Below are 21,992 nucleotides of genomic sequence, written 5' to 3' on the forward strand. Positions count from 1 at the left end.
TTGCTACACTGCGTCGTTTCCAGTTTATCACCGTCACTCACCATGCCAGGAACGCCATGATTGTTGCCGCCGATGCCGCGCTGTGGGACCAGCTGTACGATGTGCCCCTGCTCGATCGGCTCGGCCCCGCCCAGGATGAAATCATCAACCATGTGGCGCAGGTCAATGCCGCCACCGGCGTCGCCGCGCAACCCGCCTCCACGCGGGTCGATGACGGCTTCCACGCCGACGTGCGTGCGGCGATGGCCGCCATGCCGCCCTCCGTGCAGGTGCTGCTCGATGGGGTGCTGCTGGGCGTGCGCTATGCGCGGCGGCTGGGTTCTTCGGCCATCAGCGATATCGTCGTCAGCGGCGAAGGCGTGATCCTGGGGGTGGTGGTGGCGCTCGACGTGGACGCGTTCGAGGCGCGCACGGCCAATGCCTGGGCCACCTGGAAGGAAAACACGCCATTCGCGCCGCAGCCAGGCTATCGGCTGGAGGTGCAGATCGCCGCGCCGGGCGACGACAACCGCCAGCGCGCGCTGCAATACCTGCTGCTGCATGAATTCGGCCATGTGCTGGCCGCCGGCCGCGGCTTGCTGCCCGAATGGTGGAACGCCGCGCAGGTCATGCGCGACGCCGACGACTACCATTATCTGCCGCTGGCCTGGCAGATCACGCCGGCGCTGCAGACCATGCCCCTGCCCGAAAACGACTTCCCCCTGCGCGCGGACATCGCGTATTACCAGGCGCCGCGCCTGGCCGCCAGCCAGATGCGCGACGCGTATGCGCAGCTGCAGGGCGCCAACTTCGCCACCCTGTACGCGGCCACCAGCATGCATGAAGACTTTGCCGAATCGTTCGCCAGCTACGTGCACGCCATCATGTTGCAACAGCCCCACCGCATCCGCATTTTCCACGACAGCACCCTGCTGCTGCAGTTCGACGGCTACTGGGAGGCCGGGCGCAGCGCGGCCAAGCGCAGGCTGCTGGAGCAGCTGCTCGGCAGCTGATCAGCTGCCCGCTGCCGCTCGTGCCAGCATGGCGCGAAACGCCGTAAACACCTTCTGCATGGCGGGCCGCTTGTACGGATACAGCGCTTGCGCATCCATGGCGTGCACGATCATGGCATTGTCGGCCTCGAACACCAGCAGCTCGCCATCGCGCGTCTCGGCGCAATCGATGCCCAGGTAGGGCATGCCCATGCGCGCGTCGATGGCGCGCAGGGCGGCCGCATGGCGCCGCGCGAATCCCTCGTCGAAATGCGCCATGCAGTGCGCCTCCTCGGCGCGCTTGGCCGCGCTGGCATCCATGCCCGCGTTCAGGTAATGGATCATCCAGTGCGACGACACGGCAAAGTGGCAGATGTAGGGCACGCCATCGACCAGCACGATGCGGTACTTGCGGAACTGGCCGTCGTCGCCGCGATAGTCGACGAAGCGGGCGATATAAAAGCGCTGCGCGTCGACGGCCTGCAGGTAGGCGTGCAAGTCGCCCGCCTGTTCCATCTTTTCCAGGTCGTGGCCCGCGTGCGAACCGAGCGGGCGCACGATCAGGGGAAAGGCGTCGCCGGGCAGCACCGCGTCGAGCGGCAACTCGCCCGAGGCCAGCGCCGCCAGCTGCGCGCGGCTGACGCGCGCCGTGCGCGGCATGGCCACGCCAGGCACGTCGCGCAGCTTCTCGCACAGGCCGTCGCGCGAGGTATGCGCGATATGCTGCGGCAGGTTGACGACGGGGCGCGGCCAGTCGGCCACGAATTGCGCCAGCAGCGCCAGCAAGGGCTGGTTGGCGTCCGATTCGGCCACGCCCACCAGCAGCACGTCGTGGTCCGGCACCTCTTCCGGCAAGGGCCCGTCCGCCGTCACATACAGCAGGTCGAGCGCTACGTCGGACTGCTCGACGAGGAATTCGATGGGCGTGTTCGACATCAAATCGCCTGGTCCCATCAGCACCAGCACGCGCATGCCGGGCCCAGACTGCGGCGCCTGCGCGGGCAGCGCATACAGCTGCTGCAGTTCGATCGCCTGCGCCTGCACGGCCAGCGCCATCTCGCGCTCGCCCTTCAATTGCAGCACGGTGGAAAAGTCCAGGTAGGCGTGCGCGTCGTCGGGATGCGCCTGCGCGCGCGCCAGCAGCGCCTCGCCCAGCGGCGCCAGGTCTTCCTGCAGAAAGGCGCGGCGCATCAGGGGCGCCACGCCGATCAGCGGCGCATACGGCGTGGCGGCGTGGTGCAGCAACTCGTTCATGGTGACTCCCTTTCAGGACAGGCGCGCGGCGCCAAAGCGCAGCACGCCTGCCAGCAGCGCGTCGATGTCCTCTTCGCGCGTGCGGTGATTGACGATGGCGGCGCGGATGGCCAGCCGCCCGGCGATGGTGGTGGTCGATGGCGCGGCGATGCCCGACTCGTGCAGGTCGGCGACGATCTCGCCGTTGAAGGCATCGCTGTCGCCATCGGCTGTGCCACGGTGGCGGAAGCAGACGATGTTCAGGGTCACGGGTGCCAGCAATTCCAGCTCCGGCGTCGCTTGCACTCGCTCGGCCAGATGGCGCGCCAGCGCGCAGGTGTGGGCGATGGCCGCGCCCATGCGTTCGGCGCCGTGCACCTTGAAGGTGAACCAGGTTTTCAGGGCGCGGAAACCGCGCGACAGGTCGGGGCCGAAATCGCAGGGCCATGGCGAGCCGCCCGCCAGCCCCCGCGCTTCGCGCCGCAGATAGGCGGCCGGCGCGGCGAATGCCGCCATGTGGCGCGCGCCATCGCGCACCAGCAGGAAGCCCGCGTCATACGGCACCTGCCCCCACTTGTGGAAGTCGAATGCCAGCGAGTCGGCGCGCTCGATGCCGGCCAGCAGGGGGGCGAGCTGGGGCGAGAGCATGCCCAGCGCGCCATACGCGCCATCCACGTGGAACCACAGCTGCTCCTTCGCGGCCAGTGCCGCCAGCGCCGGCAAATCGTCGATGGCGCCCGTGTCCACGGTGCCGGCCGTGCCGGCGATGAAAAACGGACGCAGACCCGCCGCGCGGTCGGCGGCGACCGCCTGCGCCAGCGCGGCCACGTCGATCTGCTGCCGGCCATTCACCGCGATGCGGCGCAGGGCGGCCGTGCCCAGGCCCGACAGATCCATCGCCTGCGCGATGCAGCCATGCGCGGCGGCCGACGTATACGCCACCAGCGGCGCGCCCTGCAAGCCATCCTGGCGGGCCGCCACGCCCAGCGCCTGCGTGCGCGCCACCAGCACGCCCATCAGGTTGGCCATCGAGGTGCCCGTGACGAACACGCCGCTGGCCGTGTCGGGAAAGCCGAACAGCTCGGCCATCCAGCGCGCGATCTGGCGCTCCACTTCCACCGGCATCTGGTTGCGCCCGCCCACGTTCGCATTCAGTCCCGCCGCCAGCATCTCGGCCAGCATGCCCACGGGCGTGCCGCCGCCATGCACCCAGCCCATGAAGCCGGGATGCACATTGCCGACGGCGTAGGGCAACACGTCGCGCATGAAGCTGGCGTGGGCGTCGGCCAGGTCGCCTGGCGCGCGCGGCAGCGGTTGCGCGAATGCCGCGCGCGCGCTGTCCGGCGCCGCCTGCCACACGGGCCGCTGGCGGATCTGCTGTGCGTAATCGAGCATGTCGTCGAGCATCTGGTGGCTTTGCGCGCGGAACGCATCCCAGTCGTGCGGATCGAGGGAATCGGGGTCGGGTGGCGGCATGGTCGTGTCGGAGGGGGAGATCGCCGATTATCGCACCGGCGCGCCCGCGCGTGGCGTAATTTGCGCCGTTTTACGGCCCCAGGCGGCCAAGTGCCGCCTGGAAGGCGGGCGCCAGCGCGCCGTTCAGGCGGCCCTGGCCATCCGTGATGCGCATGCGCGCCAGCCAGGCCTCGAATTCGGGCGCCGCGCGCAGCCCCAGCACGCGGCGCGCATACAGGGCATCGTGGAACGAGGTGCTCTGGTAGCCCAGCATGATGTCGTCCGCACCGGGCACGCCCATGATGAAATTGCAGCCGGCCACGCCCAGCATGGTCAGCAAGGCATCCATGTCGTCCTGGTCCGCTTCCGCGTGATTGGTGTAGCACACGTCGCAGCCCATGGGCAGACCCAGCAGCTTGGCGCAGAAATGGTCTTCCAGCCCCGCGCGCATGATCTGCTTGCCGTCGTACAGGTATTCGGGGCCGATGAAGCCCACCACGGAATTGACCAGCAGCGGGGAATACGCGCGCGCCACCGCATAGGCGCGCGCCTCACACGTCTGCTGGTCCATGCCGTGGTGGGCGCCCGCCGACAGGGCGCTGCCCTGCCCCGTCTCGAAATACATGACGTTGTTCCCTGACGTGCCGCGCCCCAGCGACAGGGCCGCCGCCCGGCCTTCGGCCAGCAGGGACAAATCGATGCCGAAACTGCGGTTGGCCGCCTCGGTGCCCGCCACCGACTGGAATACCAGGTCGACGGGCGCGCCGCGGCGGATCGCCTCGAGCGTATTGGTGACGTGCGTGAGCACGCAGGACTGGGTGGGAATCTGATGTTGAGCGATGACGGCGTCGAGCAGGTGCAGCAGCGAGACGACCTGCGCCACATTGTCGGTGGCGGGATTGATGCCGATGACGGCGTCGCCGCTGCCCAGCAGCAGGCCGTCGAGCATCGACGCCGCAATGCCGGTGGCGTCGTCCGTCGGGTGATTCGGCTGCAAGCGCGTGGACAGGCGCCCTGGCATGCCCAGGGTATTGCGGAAAGACGTGACGACTCGGCACTTGCGCGCCACCAGCACCAGGTCCTGCAGGCGCATCAGTTTCGAGACGGCGGCCGCCATTTCCGGCGTGATGCCGGCGGCCACCTGCGACAGCGTTTGCGTGTCCGTCGCGTCATCGAGCAGCCAGTCGCGGAAATCGCCCACGCACAGGTGAGAAACCGGCGCGAAGGCGGCGCGCGCGTGCGAATCGACAATCAGGCGCGTGACTTCATCATCTTCGTACGGCACCAGCGCCTCGTTGAGGAACAGCGACAGCGGCACCTCGGCCAGCGCCAGCTGCGCCGCCACCCGCTCGCGCGCACTGGTGGCCGCCACGCCGGCCAGCACGTCGCCCGAGCGCAGCGGCGTGGCCTTTGCCAGCAGCTCCTTCAGGCTGGCGAACTGGTAAACATGGCTGTCTATCGTATGGCTGAAGCGGGGCATAGACTTCTCCTGTGGGGTCGGACCCGCCGGGTCTGACCCCGGAGCATGCCTATTCTACGCCGGGAGCCACGCGACACCACCCGACGTCATACACTGCGCAGCGCCCCGTCCAGCTCAGGGTAACGGAAGGCAAAGCCGTCGGCCTGCAGGCGGCGCGGCACCACTCGCTGGCCCTCCACAATCAGGTCGGCCTGCTCGCCCAGCAGGGCGCGCATGACCCAGGCCGGCGTGGGCATGACACTGGGGCGGTGCAGCACGGCGCCCGCCACCTGGGCGAAGCGGCGCTGCTGAATCGCTTCCGGCGCGCAGAAGTTATACGCCCCGCTCACCGCACCCTGTTCGCTGCGGCGCGCCAGGTGGGCGATGCCGCGGACGACGTCGCGCACGTGCACCCACGTGACCCACTGCTGGCCGCTGCCCAGCGGGCCGCCCGCGCCGAAGCGGACCGGCAGCAGCATCTGCGGCAGCGACCCCTGGTGGCCGAAGACGAGGCCGAAACGCATGCAGCCCACCTGCACGCCAGATTTCTCCGCCTGGCGCGCGGCCGCTTCCCACTCCTGGCACAGCTGCGACATGAAGATCGCTTGCGGCGCGCTGTCTTCGGCCAGTTCCGTGGCGTCGCCCTGCGGCTGTACGCCGTAATAGCCGATCGCCGACGCCGACAGCAGGACTCGTGGCTTGTGCTGCGCGCGGGCGATCCACGCCACCAGCTCCTGCGTCAGCGCCACGCGGCTGCGGCGCAACGCCGCCTTGCGCGCCGGCGTCCAGCGCTTGCCGAAGATGCGCGCGCCCGCCAGGTTGACCACCATGTCGATGCGCTGCGCATCGGGTAATTCGCCGAACGAGCGAATGCAGCGCACCTGGCCATTAAACGTCCACGCGGCCTGCTTCGGCTGGCGCGTCAGCACCGTCACGGCATGGCCGTCGGCCAGCAAGGCGCCGACCAGCTGCTGGCCGATGAAACCCGTGGCGCCCGTCACCAGCACGGATTGCGGCGCGCTGGCAAAGCGCAGGTCTTCCTCTTGCTCCTGCTTCTCCTGCACCTTGCGCCGGCCCAGCTGCCATACGGCATACGCGTCGCGCAGGCCGGACAGGCCCACGCCCACGCCGCACAGGGCGAGGAAGACGCTGAGCCAGCCATACGGCTGCCACACGAGGGCCGTCGGCAGGCTGGCCCACGCGCTGCTGTTCAGGGCCAGCAGCGCGATGAAGGCGCCCGCGTTGATCGCCAGCACCGTGTGCGTGACCCGCTCCGTGGCGGGCAGGAGGCGGGTCTGGTCTTCCACGACGAAGTCCCACAGGGTCAGGACGATTTCCACGCCAAAGACGATGACCAGCACCCAGGCCCATGCCCCATGCCATTCCCAGGCCGCCAGGCCGACGAACAACAGGCTGTAGATCAGCGCGCGCGTGGCATGGATGGTCAGTTCCAGGCGCGCCGAGGCCTTTTGCGGCAGCGCTTCCGTGATTTCATGGTGGTAGATGGTGTCGAAGGCGCCCAGGCAGCCTTGCGCCGCCATCAGTTGCAGGGCCAGCAGATGCGTATTCATGGTGTCTCCTTGTGATGCTCCGGTGCGGCCGATTCGCGGAACACGCCGGCCTGGGTAAACGTGGTGCCGAACAGCGCATGGCGGATCTCGATGCGGATGTTGAACTGCTGCGGCGTGTCGTTGCGGTGGCACAGATAGGTCTTGCCGGGCGTGAGCACGCCGGGCAGCGGCAGGCGCCAGCCGAAGATATCGAGAAAATAGCCGTCGCTGGTGAAGTGCAGGTTGCCATCCTCGACGTGCAGCACGAGCTTCATGCCCAGGCCCATGCCCACGTATTCGAGCACCTCGCCCTTGGCGCTTTCCGCCATGTAAGAGGTAAAACGGATCGGCGCGCGGCCGTGCAGGCGGTAGGTGCGCTGCTTGAAGATGAAGGGGCAGCCGGGGCGCGAATACACTTCGATATCGACGGGGAAATCCGCGTCGTCATACGGGATCAGGGCGCCGTCGATGAAGGGGCGCGTCAGCCAGCCGAGGCACTTCCCCAGGCGCGAGCTGGAAAGTTCCGTCAGTTCGCCCCGGTAGTACAGGGGCTGGCCCGGCGCGGGATTTTTCTCGAAGCGGCGGCGGATGTCCGGATGCAGGGTGAGCCATCGCTCGCCCATCACCTTCTTGAACAGCTCCCCTTCCGATGGCCCGTTCATGACTTGCCCGCCCTTTTCGGTTTGGCCGCCTTGTCGTCCGGGCTGAGGAACTTGGCCACCTTGCCGCCCATGGACAGCATGCGCTGCAGGGTCGCCGGCGGCAGGTTTTTATAGTCGCTGTAGGTGCTGCTGAGCATTTCCAGGAAGGCCAGCACTTCGCCCATGCGCGCCAGCGTCTCTGGCGGTATCGCCGCGTCCTGCTCGCCCTCGATGGCGCATTCGCGCAGCACCGTCAGGGTGGGATCGATTTCGCGCCGCTTGCGCTCTTCCATGATGACGCGGAAGATTTCCCACACATCCTGCAAGGCGACGAAGTGGTCGCGCCGGTCTCCCATCACATGCGTGATGCGCGCCAGGCCCCAGCTTTGCAATTCCTTCAGGCTGTTGCTGACGTTCGAGCGGGCCACGTTCAGGCTGGCCGCGATGTCTTCCGCCGTCAGCGGCGCATTCGCCAGGAACAGCAGCGCGTGGATCTGCGCCACCGTGCGGTTGACGCCCCAGCGGGTGCCCATTTCGCCCCAGTGCAGGATGTATTTCTGAGTCGTCGGGCTTAATTCCATGGCGTTCTCTTATTTCTGTCGTTACAGAAATGTAAGACAGAACAGAATGTCAGTCAAGCGCGATTCGTCAGGACGGCGCGGGCGGCTGGCCCATGGCCCGCAGGAAGGCTTGCTGCGAGGCGTGCAGCTGGCCGTAGCCGAGTTCGCGGTACGCGAGGCCGTGGCGCGGCGCCACGTCGGCGATGATGCGCGCCAGCGCCGGGTAGTGGCGGTGGCTCCAGGTGGGGAACAGGTGGTGCGTCAGGTGCAGATTCAGGCCGCCCAGCCAGTAACCGAGCCAGCGCAAGGCGCGCGGCTTCGGCGTCCAGTCGCAGGCCGTATAAAAGGTGTGCTGGTACCAATCGTGCGGCAGGGTGCCATCGGCGCCCGGCTGGAAGAAGTCCACTTCGGCCCAGTGCGTGCCGAGGATCAGCGCCACCAGCGCGCACGAGGCCAGCATCTGGCCCAGGAAATACGCGCCCAGCACCACGCCCCAGCCCATGCCGTGCTGCTGCAGCACCCACATGGGCAGCGCCAGCACCAGCGCCACATGGCCCAGCTTCCAGCCCAGGAACGACAGCCAGCCGCGCCAGCCCCGCAGGCGGCTGTGCGCGGCCACGGGCGTCTTGCCGAAGCGGTCCAGCCAGTCGCCGTACCAGTTCAGATACGGCAGCGACAGCGCCGCCACCACGGGCCAGTACAGATATTGATAGCGGTACTGGGGCGCCCAGCGTTGGAACGGCGTCTGGCGCAGGAAAGGATTCGGTTCCGTGTCGAGGTCATAGCCCTCCACGTTGGCATACGTATGATGGAAATGCACGTGGCGGATGGTCCAGAAATCCGTGTCCACGCCCACGGGCAAGCTCACCAGGCGGATCAGCACGCGGTTCAGCCAACCGCTGCGGAAGACGGCGCTGTGGGCCGCGTCGTGCAGGGTGTTCATGGCCAGGGTCATGGCCGCCACCAGGCAGGCGACATAACTGGCGACAAACGGCCAGGTGCTGCCGGCGCGCAGCGCCAGCACGTACAGCCCCACCGTCAGCACGGCGAGGAACACGGCCTTCGCATGCAGGCGCGTGTCGCCGAAGCGGTGCCGCCCCTCGCCCGTCAGATAGGCATCGGCGCGGGCGCGCAATTCGCGGCGGAAGGCGGAGTCGCGGGCAGGCTGGAAACGCAGCGGCGGCAAAGAGGGCACGGGGGGCACAGGCGTCACGCGCGCGTCCCCGCCGCGGCCGGCCACCACAGGCGGCGCGCGCCATCGAGGCCATGCGCCAGCAGCGCGGCCAAAAACACCATGCCCCACGCGTCGCGCGCGCCATACCAGCCGAGGAACAGGGCCGGCATGGCCAGCGCGATGGCCACCCAGGCGATGGCGCCCCAGCGGCGTGCATCGGACAGGCCGCCCAGCGCCAGCGTGCCGCCAAAGATCAGGGCGAACAGGGTGGCTTGCTGCGCGCCGGCCAGCGCCGCCTCGTGGTTGACGTAATAGATCACCAGGCCAAACAGGATCACGCCGCCGATGCCGATGAACAGCTCGGGCACGTGGAAGGCGCCGCGCGACTGCCAGTGGGGGAAGCGCGCGCGCAGCCATGTGAACAGTTTGCCGTTGCTGGCCAGCAGGGGGTTGTGCGTGGGTGTCATGCCCTTCACGCCATAGCGCATTTCCACGCCGTCCAGCTCCGGCTGGAAGCTGCCGAACAGCCTGTCCCACAGCAGCAGGGTGCCGCCGAAATTGCGGTTGATGTAGCGTTTATCGGTGCCGTGGTGCACGCGGTGGTGCGAGGGCGTGACCATGAACTTGTCGAGGATGCCGGACTTGTTCACCAGCGCATTGTGGTTGTAGAACTGCACCGTGTAATGCAGGGACGAGACGACGAGGAAGATTTCCAGCGGCACGCCCAGCACGGCCAGGATGGCGATGAAGGGAAAATTCGTCAGCGACGAATACCAGGAATTGCGCACCCCCAGCGACAGGTTGAAATGCTCGCCCTGGTGGTGCACCACGTGCACGGCCCACAGCAGCGGGATCTTATGGTGCAGCCGGTGCATCCAGTAAAAGCACAGGTCCCACGCAAAGAAGACGAAGACCCATTGCGCGGCCACGGGCCATTGGTCGACGATGTGCAGGTTCGCATGCCGCAGCAGCAGGGCGAACGCGGCCACTTCCACGCCGCGGAACACCCACATCAGAATATGGCCGGAATTGAGGTTGAAGATGACGTCTTTCCACGGCACCGGCGTCCTGCGCACCCATTTGAGGATCAGCAGTTCGGCCAGCACGAAGGCCAGCATGATCAGGAACGACAGGGCGAAGGGATTCATCATGATGCGGTTTCAGTGGAAAGGGTGCGGCGCGCCGCCCAGAATACGCGCATTTTGGCCAGCATGCCGCCAGCGATGCCGACAGCCAGGCCGGCCGCCAGGTCGATGCTCACGTGCCGGCGCAGCGCGATGATGGCGTAGCAGATGGCCACGCCCAGCGCCACGGCCAGCGCGGAGCGCAGCCGGTGGCGCCGGTCGCACAGGGCCCACACGCACAGCAGGGTCAAGGCGCCATGCAGCGACGGCAGGCAGTTTTGCGTGGAGTCCGCCGCCTGCAGCATGCGCAGCGCCTGCGTGCTCCAGGCAGTGCCGTCGCCCACGGGCGGATAGGCCAGCGTGGTGGGATACAGCAGGAAGACCACGCCGCACATGAGGGCGCAAAGCGCCATGGCGCGCGCCAGCCAGCGCACCCTCGCCGCATCGGCCGCCAGGTAGGCGCAGGGGATCAGGATGAAGAAGGACAAATACAGCCAGATGGCCGAGTCGCTGTAGGGAATGGCGCGATCGAGCGCCGTTTCCGGCAGGAGCGCCCCCTGCCCTTGCAGCAGGTCGCTGGAAAAATACACGAGGCCGACGCTGCCCCAGCCGGCCAGCAGGTGCAGCATGCGAGAATACAGCGTCATGGTGTCTACAGATTTCATGCGGTGGCAAGGCGCCGGATGCGGCGCCGTTTCATGGTGGGGTCAAAGGACGGCAGTTCGCCGCTCACCATCCACTCCAGGCCATCGATGGCCACGCCCAGTCCCTGCAGCACCGTTGCCAGGTGGTCGCGCAGGGCGGCCAGGCCGGCGGCGTCCAGGGCCGCGTGCAGTTGCAAGGCGCAGTCTTCCGACTGCACCAGGCGGTAGTCGGCGTCCGGCGGCAAGGCTTGCGCGAAGGCGCGCGTCAGCACGTCGGCAAACACGGCGACAGGGGCGCCGCCGCGTGCAGAGGGAAGCAGCAGCATGTCGTCGCAGCGCCCTTCGATGCCGTCGATGGCGCGCGTGGCGCGGCCGCACGGGCATGGCGTGGCGCGCGCGATCAGGATGTCGTCCAGGCGGTAGCGCACGATGGGTTGCGTGATGCGCGTAAAGTCGGTAATCACGGGCACAAAACGACGTTCTTCAGCGTCGAGCCACTGCGGCTCGATGTGCACGTATTCCTCGTTCAAGTGCAGCACGCCATGCTCGCAGCTGCTGGCGAGAAAACCTTCGGTGGCCTGGTAGATCTCATGCACGGCGCCGAACGCCTGCGCGATCAGCGCGCGGTCCTGCGCCTCCAGCACTTCGGCCACCGAAATGACTTTTTTCGGCGCCAGCGCCAGGCCGCCATCGAGGACGCGCAAGGCCAGCTGGCGCAGCACCTGGGCCGGCGCGACGATCACGGACGGTTGATAGCGCGCCAGCTGCGCGCACAGGCTGTCGAACGGTGCGAACAGGTCGTAGAAGGCAAAAGTCAGCCACGGCGAGCGCACGGCCGTGTACAGATTGCTGTTCGCGCGCAGGAACAGCGCCACGCGCTCGCCGGAAAACAGGCCGTCGGGCAGCGCCTTGGCCAGCATCACGCCCGCCCACTGCGCCTTTTCGCGGGGGCTGACGGTAAACACGGCGCGCCGCGACGACGTGCCCGACGACAGGCCCACGGTGATGTCGCCCACGGCGGGCGTGAAGTCGCGGCTATGTTCGGCCGCCATGGCCGCGTCCATCGCCTGCGCCAAAGTCACCCCTTCGGTGTTCATGGCGTCAAAATGCTCGAGCATCAGCGCCTTGTTCATGGTCGGCCACTGCGCCAGCGGCAGCTTGCGGTACGGCGCAAAATACGTGCTGCGCTGGCACAAGGTATCGATGAAACGCGCCAGCTGCTTGCGCTGGTAGGCGTCCAGCTGCGCGCGGCTGGCGAAACGCAGGCGGCGCGTGCGCCAGTACGCCAGCAACAGCCAGACCATGCGCTTCACGGGCGGCCCGCCACAGGAACATAGTCCGCCGTATCTTCATGCGTGATGCGGATGTGCGCATTGCCCGAGCGGTGCAGCTGGTGCAGCCGGTTCAGGGTCGCATAATACGGCGCGCGCTTGTGCTGGATGAGGAAGGACAGTTCGGACGGTCCGCGCAGCTGCTGGAAGCTTTCCGGCACCCAGGCCGCGTCGGACGCCAGCAAGGTCCAGCCGCCCTCCTGCAGCACGAAGGCGCCGATATGCCCGATGGCGTGGCCGGGCAGGTCGACGATATAGATTTCGCCCGTGCCGCTGACGTCGCGCCCGTGCGTAAATGGCAGCAAGGCCGCCGGCAAGGCCGTCTCGGGCACGCTTTCGACAAAAGCCAGGCGGTCGGCGATATCGTTGGGCAGCAGCTCGGGCACGAAGGCCTGGCGCACGGCGGCCACGCCGGACAAACCGCGCACGGCGTCCCAGCCCGTCTGGGAGGCCATCAGCCGCGCGCCGGGAAAGTCGCGCAGGCCGGCGATATGGTCGGCATGGAAGTGCGACAGCAGCAAGGTGTGGATATCGCCGGGCGCCACGCCATGCGCGCGCAGCTGGCCGTGCAGCGACTCATGCTCGTCAAACGAGATGGGCGTCACCCACGCATACAGGCGGTACACGCCTTGCGACGTGGCGGCGCGGAAGTGCTCGGCGTAGCCCGTGTCCCACAGGTACAGGCCCGCGCGCGTCTCGATCAGGTAGGCGCGCGAGGGGAAGCAGCGGCTGGCCAGCCCGCTGCCCTTCAGGACCATGCACGACGGATGGGTGCAGTGGCCGACGCGAAACGCGGTGATGCTAGCCATTGCGCTCCTTGCCCACCTTGTGCGCCGCCGCTTCCTGGCGCATCCACTGCGCCGTCAGGGCGATGCCTTCCTGCAGGCTGACGATGGGACGGTAGCCGAGCACCTTGCGCGCCTTGGCGCTGTCGAGCGTCATGTCGACACTGAGCGCGCCGATGCTGTAGGGCGTGAGCGCCGGTTCGCGGCGCGTGAAGCGCGAGCCGAACTGCATCAGGCGCGCCACCAGCGCCAGCACGCTGTACGGCACGCTGACGATCTCGAACGGCTGCTGCAGATGGTCGCAAAACAGGCTGCGCAAGATATCGCACAGGCGCGCCGGTTCGCCATTCGTGATGTTGAAGGCGGCGCCCGACTGTACCGTCTTGTGCACCGTGGCCAGCCACATCGCATGCACGACGTTGTCGACATAGGTGACGTCGATGGTGGCCGCGCCGCCATTGGGCAGCGGCAGCTTGCCGCCGCGCTGTGCCAGCACGCGCGCCAGGCGCGGGATCAAGACCTGGTCGTGCGGGCCGAAGATGGCGCGCGGCCGCAGGATCACGCAGGCCATGCCGCGGTGGCGCTCGACGCACTCTTGCACCAGCTTTTCCGCCATCGCTTTCGACCGCGCGTACGCGTTGACAAACTTGTCGGGACGGAAGGTTTCCGGCACCTCGCAGCGCTTGCGGTAATCGAAATAGATGGCCGGCGTGGAGATGTGCACGAAGCGCGCCACGTGCATGCTGGCGGCCGCGCGCAGCAGCTGGCCCGTGGCCGTGACATTGGCGGCGATGAAGTCGCGCTCCGGTCCCCACGGCGAGGACAGCGCGGCGCAATGCCAGACGGTGTCCATGCCGCGCACCAGTTCATCGACCTGGCGCGGCGTCGCCTGGGCCAGGTCGAGCGCCACGAATTGCGCGCCCATGCGTTCCAGTTCGCGGCCCACGGCGGCGTTGCGGCCGGTGGCGCGCACTTCCACGCCCTGCGCCAGCAGGGTGCGCACGGCATTGCGCCCCAGCCCGCCCGTCGCTCCCGTGACCAGTATCCGCCTCATCGCATCACCTTCACAGATCAAGAATCATGCCGCCGATGGTCAGGCCGGCGGCCGTGCCCATCATCAGCAAGCGCTGGCCCGCCACGGCCCGCCCCGTCATCACCGCCTCGTGCAGGGCGGTGGGCAGGGATGCGGCCACCTGGTTGCCATGGGTTTCAAAGATCTTGATGATTTTAGCATCGGGGACGTCGAGGATGCGCGCCGCATGCGCGAGGCCCAGCGGGCTGGCCTGGTGCGGCACGACCACGTCCACGCGCTCCAGGCCCGCGCCCGATGCGGTCATGAGTTCCGCGAGGAAATCCGGCATCACCTTGACGGCCAGGCGGAAGACGGCCTTGCCATCCATGCGGAACAGGTAGTCGCCCGGTTCGCAGCCATTGCGCGGGTTGCGCTCGGTGCCGCCGCCGCGGATTTCGCAGTAGCGCCGTCCTTCCGGATACGTGCCCATCTTGTAGGCGCGGATGCCGGCGCTGCCGTCGCCCCGCTCGACGATGACGGCGGCGGCGCCGTCGCCAAAGATCATCGACGCTTCCGGCTCGCTCCAGTCGACGCCGCGCGAGGCCAGGTCCGACGAGACGATGGCGATGCGCCGGTAGGCGCCGTCCGCCAGCATCGCGGCGGCCACGCGGAAGGCGGCCATGAAACTGAGGCAGCTGGCGTTGACGTCGAAGCTAGGCGTGCCGGGCGGCAGTCCCGCGTGTTCCGCGACAAAACAGGCCGTGTTCGGCAAGGCTTGCTCGGGCACGCCGCAGGCGCAGATCAGCAAATCGATGTCGGACGGGCGCAGGCTGGCGTTCTTCAGCGCGTCGCGCAGGGCGGCGGCGCCCAGCTGGCTTTGCGACTCGTCGGGCGCCGCGACAAAGCGCGACAGCACGCCGCTCTTGCGCAGGGTATAGCCGGGCGGATGGCCCAGTGTCAGGTCCAGGCTTGCGGAGGTGACGCTGTGCGACGGTACGGCTTTACCCGTCGCGATCAGGCGAACTGGAATCATGTCAGCTTTTATCAGTTAGTGCGCTCACGCGCAAGAGTCGCCGGATGCCACCTACCGCGCGGGGCGATGTGCGGCCTGCGTTGCGCACTGCGCAGGCGCACAGTTGCGCGTCTCGGCCACAACTCACATCGGCTCGCGATGGTGGCATCCGGCGAGGTTAATCGTGTACCAACGGCGGCAAATCGACACCGCAGTTCTTGCAGAAATTGGCATCGTCATCGAGCCCTTCCTTCAGGCACGTGGGACAGGTACGCGTAGTGACCAGCTTGGAGCTGCGCTGTACCGTCATTTCGGCGCTGATAATGCCGGTAGGCACTGCCAGGATGCCCCAGCCGAGCAGCATCATCAGGGAAGCGATGGTGCGCCCGATGTCGGTGCGCGGCGTGATGTCGCCGAAGCCCACCGTGGTCATGGTGCTGATGGCCCAGTATATCGACGTGGGAATACTGCTGAAACCGTTATCCGGCCCTTCCACGACATACATCACGGTGCCGAGCAGAAAGACCACCATCATCACGAAGGACAAAAAGATGAGGATCTTGCGCCGGCTGGCCAGCAGCGCGCGCCCCAGCACCGTGTATTCATGCACGTAGGACGTGAGCTTGAGGATACGGAACATGCGCAGCAGGCGCAAAATGCGCACATCGATCAGCACGTGCGCGCCCGGCAGCAGCAAGCCGATGTAGGTCGGCACGATGGCCAGCAAGTCGATGATGCCGAAGAAACTCTTGGCGTAGCGCACCGGGTGCTGCAGGCAGGACAGGCGGGCGAAATACTCGACCGTAAACAGGATGGTGAAAAACCATTCCAGCGCCGTCAGCCAGGCGCCATAGCGGGCCGCCACGGACGCCACACTGCTGAGCACGACAACGGTCACGCTCAGCAGGATGGCGCCGATCAGCACCAGGTCGAAGGCGCGGCCCGTGCGCGTTTCCGCCTCGAAAATGACGGTGTACACCTGCTCGCGCCAGCCCCGCTCGGGCTTGCCATATTTTTGCTGCGTTTCCTGCGCGGCAAGCTGTTGCGGCGTCAGGGGGGCCGCCCCGCTCTTTGTCGCGGCCTTCATGCGGATAATCTGGTCGGTAGTTTGCTCATACATTGATTATTGTATAGATAATTTGCCGCGCACGGCGGCCCGCTGCGTGCGGGCTAGGGCTAGGGTGCCTTCTTCGCCAGCAGCACGGCATTGCGCCTGTCGCGCTCGGTTTGCACGATATCGGCTGCGCGCGCCTCGCTCAGGCCCGCCGTGTGCAGCACGGTGGCCGTCAGCTGCAGCGCCGCTTCCAGCGCTTCGGGCACGACCAGGGTGGCGCCCGCCTGGATCAGGGCCACCGCATGCGCCTCGTCGCGCGCCCGCGCATACACGGGCAGCTGCGGATATTCGCGGCGGATCGACTTGACGGCGTGCAGCACGGACGCCGCATGGTCCATGGTCAGCACCACGGCGGCGGCGCGGTCCGCATTCACCTTCTGCAACAATTCCGCGCGCGACGCATCGCCGAAATACACGGGAAAGCCGCGCGGATGCAGGGTCGTCACCAGGCGCGCATCGTTTTCAATCGCCACATAGGCGATATCCTGTTCCGTCAGCACCTTGGCCAGCAACTGCCCCACCCGGCCGAAACCGGCGATGATGACGGTGCTGCCCTGCGGCGGGCGGGCGCCTTCGGCCAGGTCGGCCAGCTGGTGGTGGTGGCGCTTTTCCCACCAGTTGCCGAACCCGCGCGCCGCTTTCGCCAGCGCCGGCGTGGCGAACAGGCTCAGGCCCACCACCAGCATGACGAACTGCGCCACCTGCGGCCCGATCAATTTCGTGCCCAGCGCATACGCGACGACGATGAAGGCAAATTCGCCGCCCTGCCCCAGCAGCACGCCCGTTTCCACGGCGCGCCCCCAGTGAAAGCCGCCGATGCGGAAAATCACGCTGATGACCAGGGTCTTCAGGAAAAACAGGCTCAGCACGGCCAGGGGGATCAGGACCGGCGACTTGAGAATCTCGCGCACATCGATCTGCATGCCCACGGACATGAAGAACAGGCCCATCAACAGTCCCTTGAACGGCTCGATCGTCACTTCCACTTCATGGCGAAATTCCGTTTCCGCCAGCAGCAAGCCCGCCAGCAAGGCGCCCAGCGCCATCGACAGGCCCGCCAGATACGTCAGGCCCGCGATGCCCAGGGTGCTGAGCAGGGTCAGGGCCATGAAGACGTCGGGCTGGTGTTTCTTGACGAAAAACTGGAACAGGGGACGGATGACCCGGCGCCCGAGCAGGTAAATCAGCAGGATGGCGCCGGCCGATTTCACGGCCGCAAAGCTGAGCAGGTAGGCCAGGTCGTCGCTGCGCCCGCTGGCGAACACGTCGATCAGGATGAACAGCGGCACCACCATCAGATCCTGGAACATCAAAATGGAAAAGCCCGCCTGCCCCGCCGGTGTCTGCAGGGAGCGCTGGTCCGTGAGCAGCTGCATCACGACGGCCGTGGACGACAGCGACAGCACCAGCCCCAGCACGATGGATGCTTCCAGCGACAGGCCAAAGTAATACGCCACGCCGCCGATCAGGCAGGCGCTGACAGCCACCTGCCCCACGCCCGCGCCAAACACCCAGCGCCGCAGCGCCCACAGCCGTTCCGTCGACAGTTCCAGGCCGATCATGAACATCAAGAACATCACGCCCAGCTCGGCCAGACCGCTCACCTGCTCGGCGCGGACGAACGAGAAATACGTCAGCCACGTGAAGTCGCCGGCCCACAGGCCAAAGCCGAACGGCCCGAACAGGGCGCCGACGGCCAGGAAACCGAGCACCTGGTTGACCTTCAGGCGTTGCAATAGCGGAATGAAAATTCCGGCCAGGGCGAGAAACAGCAGGGTTTCTCGCAAATACGGTAAGGCGTGCTGCTCTTCCAAAATAATCCTAACTAAATATCATTCTTGCTGAATTGATAGTGTCGCATGCCGGGCCACGGCGCCGCACGTGTGCACACGATATTTTTTGCCACAAGGCAACATATTCCCTATTGTCCACCCTCTTTCGGCAACGCCAGCATGTCCGCGCGGGGCCGGTCCCAGCCCGGCACATACGCGGGACACGGCCGGCTGCGGAACTGCTGCAGCTCGACGGTCGTGAAATTGGGCAACATGTCCGGGTTGAAGCGCACGTCCGTCAGCTTGTCCGCATCCAGCCTTGGCATGCGGGCAAAGCGGAACCAGGCGTCGGCATAGCAATTGTCTTCCTGCAAGGCACGCAGAGCGGCCAGGCTGCCCGTCGCCTGGGCCGACACGGCGATGCCAGGCGCCAGCTGCTGGCCCTGCTTACCCGTCTCGGCCAGGCCCGCCGGGCAGGCGGCGGGCGCCAGCGATTCCGGCAGCAGGCTCAGGGTGCCACGGCGCAGGGTGTAGACGTCCGCCTTGGCGTCCGTCCTGCTGTCGAGCGAGACATAGATCCAGCACAGCGGGTTGCTGGGAAACGCCGTCATCGCCACGTCCCACACGCGCGTGCCGGGGTCCAGCCGCTGCACGGCCGCCTCGATGCGCCCGCGGCCAAGGGCCGAGGCCACGCCCTGCGTGCCAATAAACGTGGCGGCCAGCGCAAAGGCCAGCAGCAGCCCTCCGCGCCCAAGCTCGCCTGCGCGCCCCTGCAGCACGGCCAGGACCGCGCCCAGCCCCAGCAGCACGACCAGCGAGGCCGGCGCCAGATAGGTTTGATACGTGAAGAAACACAGGGCCGCCGCCAAGGCCGCCAGCAGCACGCTTTTGACGATGGCGGAACGCAAGGACATCAGCACGGGCACGCCCAGCAGCACCCAGAACATGGGCTCGACAATGAAGACCATGTCGCCGTACAGCCAGCGGCTGTTGAAGGGATAAAACGGGTGCAAGCCATAGGAATTGAGGAAATCCATGCCCATGTGCAAGCAGAATCCCAGCAGCAAACAGGCCGCCAGGCCGATGCGGGCGGGCACGCTCTCCTTGAGCAAGCGCCGCGCGCCGGGCCATAGCAGCCACAGCAGGGCCAGCAACAGCAGCGCCTGCGGCAAGGCCAGCAGCAAGGTATGCGTGTGGCCCCGGTGGTGCAGCATGTAGCCGAACGGACGCGGCAGCAACCTGGTCAGCACCAGGTCCAGGTCGGGCGCGTTGCTGGCAAACCAGGCCGTAAACAGAAACAGCGCGCGCCGGGTGCGCTGTGCGGGGGCTTGCGGCTCGGGCGGCAGGCTGCGGTGTACCAGTTCGCCGACCCCGAGGCCGATGACCGAATGCGTAATATTATCCATCGGGCAATTTTACAGGATACCGCCGCCCCGCAAGAACAAAGGCCGGGATCGTACCCTCAGGGTACGACCCCGGATTTTGCCATGGGGTTTGTTCAATCAAGCGGCTACAGCGCCTGTAAATCTTCCCCGCGCATGCCCACCAGCAAGGCGCGCCCATCGGGCAGCACGCGGAATTCGCCATAGCGGGCCTTTTCCCAGCGCGCCGCCTCGCCTTCCTTGAAGAACCAGGCATCGCTGACCAGTACCCAGTTGCCATTCTTCGGCGTCAGCTCGAGCAGGAATTCGCCCGGTGCCAGCGCCTCGTTGGTGTACGGGCGCAGCAGTTCGGCCACGCCGCGCGCATCGCGCCGGGCCACCACGAGGGGCCGGCCCGGCGCCCGCTCCACGCTGGCCAACGTACTCAGGACGCCCAGGTTGACGAAATTGAGGCGCATGTAGTCGCCCTGCATCAGCGAACGGGGATCGACGGGTTCCAGCGCCACGAAGATGGCCTCGCCCTTGGCGATCAGCTGCTCTTTCTGCCAGATGCCGCCATTGGCGACCAGCAGCACCAGCAGCAGCCCCGCCAGCACGCCCAGGCGCACATGCCGGCTTTGCGCCGCCACGGGCGCGGGTGTGCTTTCCACCAGGTGCAGCACCTTGCCGCGCGTGGCCAGCCACGACAGCGCGCACAGGAGTCCGCCGGCCACGGCCAGCAGCGCCGCCTTGCTGGCCAGCGGCCAGGCCAGCTGATAATAAAAGCTGCCGATGATCCACGCCGCCGCCAGCGCGGCCGCCACGGCCACGCGCGTGCGCCCGCTCGTCAGGCAATACGCGAGGACCAGCAACACGGGACCGAGCGCCGGCATGAACCACGCCAGCACGATCAGCACCAGCGCCACGCCGATGGCGGGCAACTGGCGCAATGCGGGCCAGCGCCAGCCCGTCCAGACGGCGGCCGCCACGGCCAGCACCAGCGACACCCCATTCAGCACCTGCGCATACCAGGCGGCGGCCTGGTGCCGGGTCACTTCGCGCGTCACTTCGCCAACAAAGCCACCGCCCACGCTGGCGCCCAGCATGAAGGTCATGCCGGACCAGGCGACCAGGCCCAGCAAGATGGCCAGCACCCAGCCCGTCGACAGCGATTCCAGGAAGGCGGCGATGGGCGCGCCGCGGCCATCGTTGAAGGCCTGCTTTTGCAGCCAGTGCGCGCCCAGCCACAATGCCAGGGCCAGCATCCAGGCCAGATACAGCTGCGTGGGATCATTCTCGAAAATCCAGTCGCGCCCGCTATCGACGATGCCCAGCGCCAGCAGGCCGCAGGCGACGACTCCCAGCAGCACGCGCAGCCAGTCGCGCGGCAAGGCGGCGGCCACCACCAGGCAAGCCAGGCACAGCAGCAGCGACGCCATCTGCGTGGAATAGTCGCGGTACAAGGCATAGCCCAGCAAGCCGCCGCCCACCAGCAGGCAGGGCACGGCCAGTTGCTCGACAAACAGCGCCACGCCCCGCATGCGGATCACCATGACGGCTGCCACCAGCACGATGGCCGCCACGACATACGCGCCGGGTCCATGGCGCACGATGCTTTCCAGCCCCACGCCCAGCGCCACCACCAGGGGAATGGCGGCCAGCCAGGCGCCGAACGCCGTCATCAGCACCAGCGGCCACGGCCGGACATCCTGCACGGGCCGGATGGCGCCGGGCGGCAACAGGCCGGCGCGCGTGGCATCGTCGATCAGGGTATCGAGCGCATCATCATTGCGCTGGGTATTCACGCCGCTCATGCCGCCTCCTGGCGCGTGCGCCACAAGATGCCTTGCACGGTCAGCGCCAGCAGCACGGCGGCGACCAGGCCCAGCATGATCAGCTTGCCCACCTCGCTGCCGCCGCCACCGTTGAACAGCAAATACATCAAGCCCCCCACCAGCAGGGTATTGAGGCCCAGCGCCACGGCGCTCAGGCCAAACACGTCAAAGAACTGACTCGTGGCCAGCACCGTCGCGGCGACAGCCAGCAAGGCCAGCCCCGCCCAGTACGGCGACCCGACCTCGCTGCCGAACAGGGCGCTGACGGCCGTGCCCGTGATGAGGATGGTGGCCAGCACCAGGCCCAGGCGCAAGGCCCAGCTGCCCGCGCCCGTCCAGCGCGCCAGCAGGGGCGAGACGAACGCACAGCCGGCCAGCACGACCAGCCAGCCGCTGACGAAAATGCCGATATCGTTCGAATCGATGCGCCAGCTGTGGCGCGCATGCGCCTGCATCCACAGGGCGGCGGCCGTGGCCAGGATCAGCATCCATGGCGTCCACAGCACGTCGCTGCGCGCCACCAGGCACAGGGGCAAGGCCAGCGCGGCCCACAGGGCGAACAGCTGCCACGGATCGGCGCCCGTCTGGTAGGTCTGGCCGAAATACGCGAACAACCCGCCGATGGCCAGCAAGGCCACCAGCAGCAGGGGCACGCGCGCCTTCGGCACGGCGAACGCGCCCACGCAGGCGGCGGCAAACACGCCTTGCAGCAAGGCAAAGCGGCCCATGCGGCCCAGCTCTTCCCAGTTGGCGGCGACCCAGAAGATCAGCCCCATGCCCAGCAGCGCGGCACCGAGCACGGCCACGCCGCGCGGCAGCCAGTAGGCCAGGCGCGCCGGTTCGCGCTGGAAGCCGGCCACTTCCTGCAATTGCCGGGTTTGTTGGGCATCGAGCGCGTTGGCCGAGGCGAGCTGGTACACGGCGAGGCGTAAATCCATCGTCTGCTTTCTGTGGGAATG

19 protein-coding genes are annotated in these 21,992 nt (G+C 67.3%); 1 reads left to right on the forward strand and 18 read right to left on the reverse strand.

Annotation, left to right across the window (positions count from 1 at the left end; translation table 11 throughout):
* Positions 1-56 precede the first annotated feature (56 nt).
* Entirely contained in the window at positions 57-992 is a 936-nt protein-coding gene (locus BM193_RS05880; protein ID WP_092796125.1) for a hypothetical protein, read from the forward strand.
* On the opposite strand, the gene BM193_RS05885 is transcribed toward BM193_RS05880, so the two are convergent.
* The 18 genes from BM193_RS05885 to BM193_RS05970 form a co-directional block, all read right to left on the reverse strand.
* Positions 993-2,225 carry an ATP-grasp domain-containing protein gene (locus tag BM193_RS05885; RefSeq protein WP_092796127.1) on the reverse strand — a complete coding sequence of 411 codons (1,233 nt, stop codon included), beginning with the start codon at positions 2,223-2,225 and terminating at the stop codon, positions 993-995.
* Positions 2,226-2,237: 12 nt separating this feature from the next.
* Positions 2,238-3,680 carry a pyridoxal phosphate-dependent decarboxylase family protein gene (locus tag BM193_RS05890; RefSeq protein WP_092796129.1) on the reverse strand — a complete coding sequence of 481 codons (1,443 nt, stop codon included), beginning with the start codon at positions 3,678-3,680 and terminating at the stop codon, positions 2,238-2,240.
* A gap of 70 nt (positions 3,681-3,750) precedes the next feature.
* Positions 3,751-5,139: an ethanolamine ammonia-lyase subunit EutB gene (locus BM193_RS05895; RefSeq protein ID WP_092796131.1), complete on the reverse strand. Its 1,389-nt coding sequence runs from the start codon at positions 5,137-5,139 to the stop codon at positions 3,751-3,753.
* An 86-nt stretch (positions 5,140-5,225) separates the two neighbouring features.
* Positions 5,226-6,689: a TIGR01777 family oxidoreductase gene (locus BM193_RS05900; RefSeq protein ID WP_092796133.1), complete on the reverse strand. Its 1,464-nt coding sequence runs from the start codon at positions 6,687-6,689 to the stop codon at positions 5,226-5,228.
* A complete protein-coding gene (locus tag BM193_RS05905) occupies positions 6,686-7,330 on the reverse strand; it encodes a DUF4166 domain-containing protein (RefSeq protein ID WP_175533154.1) in 645 nt (214 codons plus the stop codon). Before BM193_RS05905 ends, BM193_RS05900 begins: the two co-directional genes overlap by 4 nt.
* Positions 7,327-7,890 (reverse strand): GbsR/MarR family transcriptional regulator, encoded by a 564-nt coding sequence (locus BM193_RS05910; protein ID WP_092796135.1) that lies wholly within the window; start codon positions 7,888-7,890, stop codon positions 7,327-7,329. The genes BM193_RS05905 and BM193_RS05910 overlap by 4 nt, the downstream gene beginning before the upstream one ends.
* A gap of 67 nt (positions 7,891-7,957) precedes the next feature.
* Positions 7,958-9,082, reverse strand: coding sequence for a fatty acid desaturase family protein (locus BM193_RS05915; RefSeq protein WP_254785860.1), 1,125 nt, complete (start codon positions 9,080-9,082; stop codon positions 7,958-7,960).
* Entirely contained in the window at positions 9,079-10,194 is a 1,116-nt protein-coding gene (locus BM193_RS05920; protein ID WP_092796139.1) for a sterol desaturase family protein, read from the reverse strand. Before BM193_RS05920 ends, BM193_RS05915 begins: the two co-directional genes overlap by 4 nt.
* Positions 10,191-10,814, reverse strand: a complete 624-nt coding sequence (locus BM193_RS05925) for a phosphatase PAP2 family protein (protein ID WP_092796141.1) — start codon at positions 10,812-10,814, stop codon at positions 10,191-10,193. Before BM193_RS05925 ends, BM193_RS05920 begins: the two co-directional genes overlap by 4 nt.
* 14 nt (positions 10,815-10,828) lie before the next feature.
* Positions 10,829-12,115, reverse strand: a complete 1,287-nt coding sequence (locus tag BM193_RS05930; RefSeq protein ID WP_175533177.1) for a F390 synthetase-related protein — start codon at positions 12,113-12,115, stop codon at positions 10,829-10,831.
* Between the two features lie 5 nt (positions 12,116-12,120).
* On the reverse strand, positions 12,121-12,951 hold the full coding sequence (locus tag BM193_RS05935; protein ID WP_092796145.1) for an MBL fold metallo-hydrolase: 831 nt from the start codon (positions 12,949-12,951) through the stop codon (positions 12,121-12,123).
* Positions 12,944-13,981: an NAD-dependent epimerase/dehydratase family protein gene (locus tag BM193_RS05940; RefSeq protein ID WP_092796147.1), complete on the reverse strand. Its 1,038-nt coding sequence runs from the start codon at positions 13,979-13,981 to the stop codon at positions 12,944-12,946. Before BM193_RS05940 ends, BM193_RS05935 begins: the two co-directional genes overlap by 8 nt.
* A gap of 10 nt (positions 13,982-13,991) precedes the next feature.
* A complete protein-coding gene (locus tag BM193_RS05945; RefSeq protein WP_092796149.1) occupies positions 13,992-14,972 on the reverse strand; it encodes a 3-oxoacyl-[acyl-carrier-protein] synthase III C-terminal domain-containing protein in 981 nt (326 codons plus the stop codon).
* Between the two features lie 157 nt (positions 14,973-15,129).
* Positions 15,130-16,038 carry an ion transporter gene (locus tag BM193_RS05950; protein ID WP_092796151.1) on the reverse strand — a complete coding sequence of 303 codons (909 nt, stop codon included), beginning with the start codon at positions 16,036-16,038 and terminating at the stop codon, positions 15,130-15,132.
* Positions 16,039-16,127: 89 nt separating this feature from the next.
* On the reverse strand, positions 16,128-17,879 hold the full coding sequence (locus tag BM193_RS05955) for a cation:proton antiporter domain-containing protein (RefSeq protein ID WP_092796153.1): 1,752 nt from the start codon (positions 17,877-17,879) through the stop codon (positions 16,128-16,130).
* A gap of 107 nt (positions 17,880-17,986) precedes the next feature.
* Entirely contained in the window at positions 17,987-19,243 is a 1,257-nt protein-coding gene (locus tag BM193_RS05960) for a metal-dependent hydrolase (RefSeq protein WP_092796155.1), read from the reverse strand.
* A 104-nt stretch (positions 19,244-19,347) separates the two neighbouring features.
* The gene (locus tag BM193_RS05965; protein ID WP_092796157.1) at positions 19,348-21,012 is read right to left on the reverse strand and encodes a GDYXXLXY domain-containing protein; all 1,665 of its coding nucleotides are present in this window, start codon (positions 21,010-21,012) and stop codon (positions 19,348-19,350) included.
* Entirely contained in the window at positions 21,009-21,971 is a 963-nt protein-coding gene (locus BM193_RS05970) for a DUF2157 domain-containing protein (protein WP_092796159.1), read from the reverse strand. Before BM193_RS05970 ends, BM193_RS05965 begins: the two co-directional genes overlap by 4 nt.
* Positions 21,972-21,992 lie beyond the last annotated feature (21 nt).

Origin of the sequence: Janthinobacterium sp. 344 (assembly GCF_900112025.1) — a bacterium.
In the GTDB taxonomy this organism is placed as follows: Bacteria; Pseudomonadota; Gammaproteobacteria; order Burkholderiales; family Burkholderiaceae_D; genus Janthinobacterium.